This window comes from Nitrososphaerota archaeon, from assembly GCA_011605775.1.
Taxonomy (GTDB): Archaea; Thermoproteota; Nitrososphaeria; order Nitrososphaerales; family JAAOZN01; genus JAAOZN01.
In genome coordinates, this window is the sequence record JAAOZN010000031.1 from 22,122 (window position 1) to 30,449 (window position 8,328).

The following is an 8,328-nucleotide window of genomic DNA, read 5'->3' on the forward strand; positions in this document are numbered from 1 at the left end:
CTACTATAACACCTTTAGGTATGAACTTTGCAGTACGATAATGTTAGAGTCTTCGAGGACGGAGTGGGCACAGAGTTGCGCAGCTTCGTCAGACACGTGGAAAGATGTTATGCGGTTATGTTGAAGATGTATTAAGTGAAATACCAGATCCGATTAAATTCATCGAGGGCTCTGAAGTTATAGCTGCTAAGATTAAGGAGTTGGTTAGAGGCTAGTGTAGCGATTAGTTTTTATCTAGTGGCGTTATATTTATTGTGGAAGGTGTGCTGAACTGGACTTGGAGCGGTACGCCAGGCAGATCTCGCTATTCGAGATAGGTCTAGAGGGGCAGAGTCGGATAAGATCTGCTAGGGTGTGTTTAGTTGGTGTGGGTGGGCTAGGCTGTCCAACTGCGCTGCAACTAGCGGGAATGGGTGTTGGATATTTGAGGTTGATAGATAGGGACACGGTCTCCAAGACTGATCTGCACCGCCAATATCTTTACTCCTCCTCTGATGTAGGGTTGCCCAAGGTCGAAGCAGCGCTCAGAAGGCTGAAGGATCTAAATCCGGATGTAGAAGTAGATCCGATACCCGAAGCGTTAACGCCGTTGACAGCAAAGCGTTTAATCGAAGGTGTCGATGTTGTTGTAGACGGGTTAGATAGGATTTCACCTAGATATGCTTTGAACCGAGCTTGTGTGGATCTGAAGATACCGTACGTTTTTGGTGCAGCCATCGAACTGATGGGTAGCGCTACATCTATCATACCAGGAGAGACGCCTTGTTTAGAGTGTATCTACCCTTCGCTGAACGATGAAAATATGGATAGGTGCGCCATAGTTGGTGTTCACCCCTCTATTCTCAGCATCATTTCAAGCATGCAGGTTTCAGAAGTGGTGAAGATCATTACAGGTAAGAAGCCTCATCTAGCTGGTAAACTATTTTTTGCAGACCTTTCGGGACCATCCTTTGACCTCATAGAGGTCGCTAGATCACAAGAGTGTTGGGTATGTGGCAAGAGAAAAGTGGTTGAGGAGCCTAAATATGGCGTTGAGGTAGAAGAGTCTTGCGCGAGGGATGGGCGGGGCACCTTTTTCATAACCCCTAGTCAACCAAAAGCTGTTGACTTGGGTAGGTTAGAGGAGGCTCTAAGGCTTAGGGGGTATCAGGATGTGAAGAGAAGTCTTATGGGAGTTTCATTTGACTACTCTCCGAGAATGAGGGTGCATATCCTAAAGAGCGGCTTAGCGGTCGTTCAAGTCGCTCCACCTAGGGAAGAGGGGGACAGAGATAAAGCGTACAAAGCCTATTTGGACGCTTTAGAGTCGATGAAAACTGCCTAAAAGAAAGTCTTTTTAGCACCCTATCTTTAGTATGTGGAAGGTGTGTTAGATGGTCTTTGTGGCTAAGTCTGCTTCTGCTGCTGAGTGGCGAGTTGTAGCCAAGGCTGTCTCTACGCTTGTTGAGGAGGCTACGTTCGAGGCTTCGGCTGAGGGGATTTCGTTTAGGGCTATGGATCCGAGCCACGTAGCTTTGATCGACCTCTTCTGGCCTAACTCTGCCTTCGAGAAGTATGAGTGCGATAAGCAGTTCAGATTCACGGTTAGGGTTGCCGACTTCGCCAAGCTCCTCAGCAGAGCAGATCCGAAGGATAGCGTTGAGGTCTCGTCTAAAGATGAAGGTAAGCTAACGATTAGGTTCTCAAACTCCTACACCAGAGAGTTCAGCATAAACCTACTTGAGTCGCCGGCTCAACCAACTCCTTTGCCTAAGATAACCTTTAACGCTAAGCTTATGTTAACTGGTGCGACACTTCAGCAGATCTTGAGCGATATCTCAGCGATCTCAGATCACATCACCATAGAGGTGAGCAAAGAAAGGGTAACATTCGCAGGGAGAAGCGAGCAAGGCACAGCCTCGGCCACCCTAGACCGGAGAAGTCCCGAGATCCTCGAATTGACCTTAAACCAAAGCGAGCCGGCTAAAGCGACCTACAGCATAGAATACCTCCTTAACATAACGAAAGCAGCGGGCTCACAGCAGCAACCAGTTATATTAGAGTACTCGACTAAGATGCCCCTCAGGCTAGAATTCAAATTAGGTGATCAAGGCGGAAAGATTGGATTCTACCTTGCACCTAGGGTAGAAGAGAAGTAGAGAGAAGTGTTTAGCCCGCTCTTCGTATCTTCTTGCCTAGATGTATGGCTTCACCTATCGCGTCTAGTGCCGCCTCCTTTAAGGCTTCTGACAGAGTTGGGTGCGGGTGGATGGTCTTCGCTAGATCAGATATGGTTGCTCCCATCTTCATCGCTAAAGCCGCTTCAGGAATGAGGTCTGAAGCCCTTGGACCAATAATATGTACACCGATTATCTTTTTGCTACTTTTCTCTGCTAACACCTTTATCAAACCTTCCGTTTCACCTAGGGTTAGTGCTCTGCCGCTTGCGGTAAAGGGGAATCTACCTGTTATGAAGTCAATCTTCTGCTCACGAGCCTGCTGTGTAGTTAAACCAACTGCAGCGACCTCAGGTATTGTATAGATGCACCTAGGCACAACCCTTGAGTCGTAGGTCGAGTTTAGACCCATAGCGTTTTCTGCGGCAACGATACCCTGCTCAAACGCAACGTGCGCTAGACTCACGGTTACAACGTCCCCTACAGCATAAACCCCTTTTACGGACGTCTCCATTCTCTCGTTGACCGATATCCCTCTCTCAGTATAAGCTACGCCAACCTCCTCCAGACCTAGATTCTCAAGATTAGGTATATGCCCAGCCGCTAGAAGCACCTTCTCGACCAAGATCTTTGATTCGGCACCATCGGTGCTGATGCACACTTCTACGTAGCCGTTTTTGGGCCGAACCTCCTTAACCACGCTTTTGGTGTAAACAGTGACTCCACTTGAGGTGAGAATCTTACTGAGCCTTGTGCTCATCTCCTCATCCTCTAAGGGTATGATGTTAGGCATCATTTCAACTAACGTTACTTTAGAGCCCAGGTTTGAGTAGATGGTTGCGAATTCAACACCTTCCGGTCCGCCGCCAATTATGAGGAGCGATTTAGGCACCTTCGTAGGTGACAGAGCTTCGTGCTCGTTGGTCATCACATCTACTTCGCTTAAGCCAGGTATTGGAAGTAAACGATTCTTTGATCCGGTCGCCAATATGATGGTCCTACCATTCAATTCCAACTTAGAACCATCGGGTCTATTCACAGAAACCTTGTTCGGGCTTATGAGCCTACCTCTGCCTTGTATTAAAGTAACGCCGTATGAGTTTAACAGATATTTGATGCCATCTCTTAGGCGTGAAACTATCTCATCCTTGCGCCTAACCATTGCTTCTAGACTAAAGTCGACTGAGCCTAGTATGACCCCGAACTCCTTAGCCTTTCGAGCCTCGACCAGGCACTCAACACTTCTAAGTAGAGCCTTGGTAGGTATACAGCCCCAGTTAGTACAGGTGCCTCCAAGGTGGGCAACCTCTATAAGTGCGGCCTTCCCACCTAGCTGGGCTGCTCTGATGGCAGCAACGTAACCCCCAGGACCACCTCCGACAACTATAACATCATAGGTAGGGGCAGACATATCCCAAAGTGCGGTAGAGGTGATATTTTTGATTTTCTAGATGGGTATTTTGCTGCCCTCACGCATTAGGAATTCTTGCGGCACTTCAGGAAACTTTGCTTTCAGTTCCTCCTCAGCCACTCTAGTCGCTTCTTCGATGATCTGCTCAGCATCTGCGTTGGCTGCCTTAATGTCTAGTTGAAAACCTTCGTTTGCAGAGGCGTCTACAAGTATGCCGTTAAGTAGGGTTGAGATTTCTGTGAAGCCTTCTTCCGCTTGCGGTACAACTTCCCTAATTATGTCTTGAACACTTCTGACAGCTGATACTGCTGGCGCCAGGGTTGCAGCGATATCCCCTGCATCTGTGATTGTGTTGATTCTAATGCAGATCCTTTCTAAAGCGAGTTTAGCAAAGATCACTTGCTTTATGAGATTTCTTATCTGTGTGAGCTCGTTTGCGTAGATGCTTGCTTTCCTTTTATTCCTCAATTTTACGCACCTTATCACCTCGCTGAATATGTGTTTATCCCGCTCTTTAAGACGCAACAGTAGGTTGTCTAGTGAGATTATCTGAGTCTGTATAGATCTGACGGCTTCCTCCAGCTTCTTCTTGCTTAATGTGGGGTTGCGGAAGCGCTTAACAATCTTTTTGCTGAAAGTAAGCCTATCTTTTTTATCCCATTTAGATGTAAAGTCCACCATACCATAGGCTACTTTTCCATTACTCCGCTCTATAACATCAAGTTCAAAACCGTCGACAACCTACTTAAATTATGTGAACATCAGCTGCCTTAAATTTGTCTAAAGGGTCGAGAATTCTTCACATACGCTATCTTTGGCTAACTCACCCAAATACCACAAGGTGAACAGATTGGCTGATATAATCGTGGCAACCATGCTGCTCGTATTGGCAGCAGTCGCATCGATCGTGCTCACCAGTTCCTATCGGAAACTTTGCAGAAGCGCATTAAAGAACGGTAGCACACTTAGCGTTATTCCCGCAACCAAAGAGTACGCTCCTGTCTTAGAAAAGCCGGCTGAAACGGCTCAAACGGTTGAGGCCACTCAAGTAACAGTGGAGGAAAGCCGACTAACGCCTGATAGCATACCTAATGAACCTGTCGTAACGCTAACCAATGTCCATGAGAAGCCTTCTGACACTCTCTTTAGCATCGAGCAACCAGCACCAATAGTAGTTGCTGAGGCGACGCAGCAAGCAGCATCAGCAGAAGAGAGTAAAGCAACGCCCAAAATAACTAGGGGGGCTAGAAGAAAGAAAACCACGTCACATACGAGATCGACTAGCAGATCTAGAAAGAAGGTGTCCAAAGCACAGCCTAGTACTGAGTCGCAGCCGCCTAGCTAACCAATGGTCTTACACGAACCACATCTGTATTAGCTAGGTATCGTGGCAGGGCGCCTGTGAGCACCACTATCAGGTTCTCGGCTGCGATCTCAGCCATCTTATTTCTTGTTTCTGTCGTCGCGCTTCCTATATGTGGTGTTAGGACAAGGTTATCTAGTTTGAGCAGTGGGCTGTCTTCTGGTAGAGGCTCTTTTTCATAGACGTCCAGTGCTGCTCCTTTTATCCACCCTTCTTTAAGCGCTTTGATTAATGCCTTCTCATCTACTATGGCACCTCTCGAGGTGTTTATCAGATAGGAGGTAGGCTTCATTAAACGTAGCCTCTTTTCGTTGATAAGACCCTTCGTCTGTTCTGTAAGGGGAAGGTGAATGGTTACATAGTCGGATGTTGAGAGAAGCTCTTCGAGGGAAACGTATCTTGCGTTAACAACTCTCTCTTTATCTTCAGGAATTCTATGTCGCTGATGGTAGAGGATCTGCATACCGAAGCCTGTAGCCCTCTTTGCAACAGCATACCCTATCCTACCCATCCCGATTATGCCAAGGGTCTTACCATAGACGTCTGAGCCAAGTAGAAGGTTAGGCGCCCAAGCCACCTTCCATAGACCACCTCTAACAAACCTATCAGCCTCACAAACCCTCCTAGCGGCTGCTAGCAGCAGCGCCCACGTTAAATCCGCAGTAGCATCTGTAAGCACATCTGGCGTATAGGTTACATAGACGCCACGCCTTGTAGCCGCATCGAGATCCACATGATCTAACCCTACACTCATAGAACTTAAGACCTTAAGACGCTCAGCCTTCTCCAAGAGCTCAGAATCAAATCTATCAGTAAGCATACAGAGCACACCATCCGCACCTCGTATATTTGATTCCAGCCACTCTCTTGTGGGAGGGTAATCACTATCGTAGAGCACGACTTCGTAACGGCTCATGATTTTTTGGAGTGCCGAATCGGCGATGCGTCTAGTAACGACAACCCTCATCTTACTCAATCGACGCGCCGCAAAGATATCTGCTTACCAATAGGAAAACTTTTAACGCAATCAATCTCAACTACCCTCGGTATGTATTCTGAACCAAGTAGACGGGCGGGGAGATGGATAACTATAATCGCTCTACTACTCGTGCTCATAATAATCTTCGCCAGCATCGGTGGTCAGCTCCTCTGGTTCTGGCTCAATATAGAGGAGTTCGGAGAACTCTTTCTTAAACCCATCTACTTTGAGATATATGCTGGGATCATACTAGCTGCGATAGCGCTCTTCAGAATAGACTTCAAGAATAGGCGATCTATCGTCTGGTGGCTCATACCGCTGATACTCAGAATTATAAGGGAAAGAGGCTATCTCGAAGCGGTGCCGAGAAGGTATTTTGACTTCAAGAGCTTTAAGATGCCTGTTGGGAAGTTTCTCATGTGGCAGATCACGAAGGTGCTCTTAGGTATCATCTTCTTCAGGAACCTCTTCTTCGGGATGGCTATCTCAGCACCCGAAGATTTGTTAAGCGTCAGATTAGCCGACCTATCTAGACTCCTTACCTTACCCTTCGTAACCCCGCCCCTTAACGACCTAAGCTATGCTTCAGAGACTGTGATACCTCTTATGCCTCTTCTCACGCTTTTCGTAACACCTATTTTAGGCGCTCTAGGGGTTAGGCTCATTCTCTTAGTAGGTTTAACGCAGATCCTCAAAGTTGCGACACCATCAAGTGAAGAGATCGCCACAGGTACCATCCGGTTAGGCTGGAGGATAGCAGTTATAGAAGGGCTTGTAGCGTTGGCGCTGTTCTGGGCTCTCGTCAACGCCTTCTTCCCCTCAAACATAGACTATAATACACGCTACTACATCGGCGGACTCGCAGCAGGCACTGTACTATTCACCAGCTTGATGCTGATAGACAGAAGAGGAAGAACCGTATACACAACCAGAACACTCGCCCTAAGGATCACACCTATCCTCATACTACTGCTTGCGGTAGGCTCGCTGATGGCGATAAATAACAGCATAGCAGACGCCCGAAAGGTTGAGTGGCTAGGACCTTATGTGACACAGCAGATTTCAGTCAACCGCTACTTAGCGCAGCTCGATGAAATAAAGGAGTATCGATACAACTTTAGCGTACCAAACATAGTAGCATCGGACATCCCGAACCTAGTTGAAAGCAATAGAGATCTCCTAAGTAGAGTAAGGCTTTGGGATCCTCAAGCAGCATTCGCCAAACTCAAGCCAGATATAGGGCTAATCCCATATGTCGACTTCGTTGACGCAGATATCCTTAGATTTAACGGCACACTTTACTGGAGCGCTTCTATGAAACCCATCCTACCCAAGACGGTTAGACCAGAAGATAGGTGGTTCTCAGAGCACCTCTACTACACAAACGTCCCCAACGGTTTCCTAATGCTTGAAGGACACAGCGGTAAAAGCGTAGACCCATCTACCTTCTTCAAGCAGCGAACGATATACTATGGCGAATCAGGGCTCTTCGCAGAAACATGGGCTGCCAAACCACTTCACACATCCTCGCCTCAACAGGAGGTCGGTGGAGGGACATACCAAGGGAAGGGTGGTGTTGTTGTCGATCCTCCTCTCAGCTGGCTCTTTGATGTCAACTTCTTCTGGGCCTATAGGGATACCCCTATTCAAGTTCTTAGGTATAGAGATGTCATCACCAGAGTTGAAATGCTTCTACCCTACTTCCAATACTATTTCGGAGATAAGACGATAGACATCTTCCCTGTCACCGATGGTGTAGACACCTACTATATGGTCCCCTTGATCGTGGCTCTAGATACAGACCACGTACCTTGGAGCGTCCGCAACCCTTATGTGAGGCTAGTGGGCTATGCGTTCGTAGACATCTACAACGGCACTCTACAAATCTACGTTTTGGGCGATGACTTCCTAAGCAGATTGTTTAAAGCAACATACCACGACTACATTACACCAACTGTTCCTGAGTCGATTAAGCAGCAGCTACGCTACCCAGAGGAGCTCTTCGAGTGGAGAGTTAGCATGTACAACATCTACCACGTTAAGGATGCTGAAACGTTCATAGTTGCAAGAGAGTTCTTCGAGGTACCGCAAGGCTTAGACACATACTACGTTATAGCCAAGCCACCTACCTTTGAAAGACCCGAGTTTGTTGGATTGCTTTCGCTGGAGTTGAGGGGTGCTGGTGGAAGAAACTTGGCTGGCTATATGGTTGTTAGGAATGATCCTCCTCATCTAGGTGAGATGATCTTCTACGCCGTGCCTATCGACTCACCAACCAAACTCCTTGGACCTACTGCGGTGTTGGAGGCGCTTAACAAGAACCCAGAATTCGCGCAGCTAAGGACACTTTGGGGGAACAAGTCTAGGATAGGTGATACCATCCTCTACCGAGTTGGCGACCACGATGTCTACATGATAC

General features: G+C 47.5%; 7 protein-coding genes. 4 read left to right on the forward strand and 3 right to left on the reverse strand.

What is annotated here, in order from left to right:
- Window positions 1-277 precede the first annotated feature (277 nt).
- Entirely contained in the window at window positions 278-1,324 is a 1,047-nt protein-coding gene (locus tag HA494_02810; protein ID NHV96706.1) for a HesA/MoeB/ThiF family protein, read from the forward strand.
- A gap of 49 nt (window positions 1,325-1,373) precedes the next feature.
- Complete coding sequence (pcn, locus tag HA494_02815) at window positions 1,374-2,138, forward strand: proliferating cell nuclear antigen (pcna) (GenBank protein NHV96707.1); 765 nt, start codon at window positions 1,374-1,376, stop codon at window positions 2,136-2,138.
- Between the two features lie 10 nt (window positions 2,139-2,148).
- Here pcn and lpdA read toward each other — a convergent pair whose 3' ends face one another.
- Both lpdA and HA494_02825 read right to left on the reverse strand, forming a co-directional pair.
- A complete protein-coding gene (gene lpdA / locus HA494_02820) occupies window positions 2,149-3,567 on the reverse strand; it encodes a dihydrolipoyl dehydrogenase (protein NHV96708.1) in 1,419 nt (472 codons plus the stop codon).
- Between the two features lie 36 nt (window positions 3,568-3,603).
- On the reverse strand, window positions 3,604-4,245 hold the full coding sequence (locus tag HA494_02825) for a hypothetical protein (GenBank protein ID NHV96709.1): 642 nt from the start codon (window positions 4,243-4,245) through the stop codon (window positions 3,604-3,606).
- A 172-nt stretch (window positions 4,246-4,417) separates the two neighbouring features.
- Between HA494_02825 and HA494_02830 the strand changes: the two genes are divergently transcribed.
- Window positions 4,418-4,912, forward strand: a complete 495-nt coding sequence (locus HA494_02830; GenBank protein ID NHV96710.1) for a hypothetical protein — start codon at window positions 4,418-4,420, stop codon at window positions 4,910-4,912.
- On the opposite strand, the gene HA494_02835 is transcribed toward HA494_02830, so the two are convergent.
- Window positions 4,905-5,897, reverse strand: a complete 993-nt coding sequence (locus HA494_02835; protein ID NHV96711.1) for a D-glycerate dehydrogenase — start codon at window positions 5,895-5,897, stop codon at window positions 4,905-4,907. The genes HA494_02830 and HA494_02835 overlap by 8 nt on opposite strands.
- 81 nt (window positions 5,898-5,978) lie before the next feature.
- Between HA494_02835 and HA494_02840 the strand changes: the two genes are divergently transcribed.
- On the forward strand, window positions 5,979-8,328 hold a 2,350-nt coding region (locus HA494_02840; protein ID NHV96712.1), incomplete at its 3' end, for a COG1615 family transporter.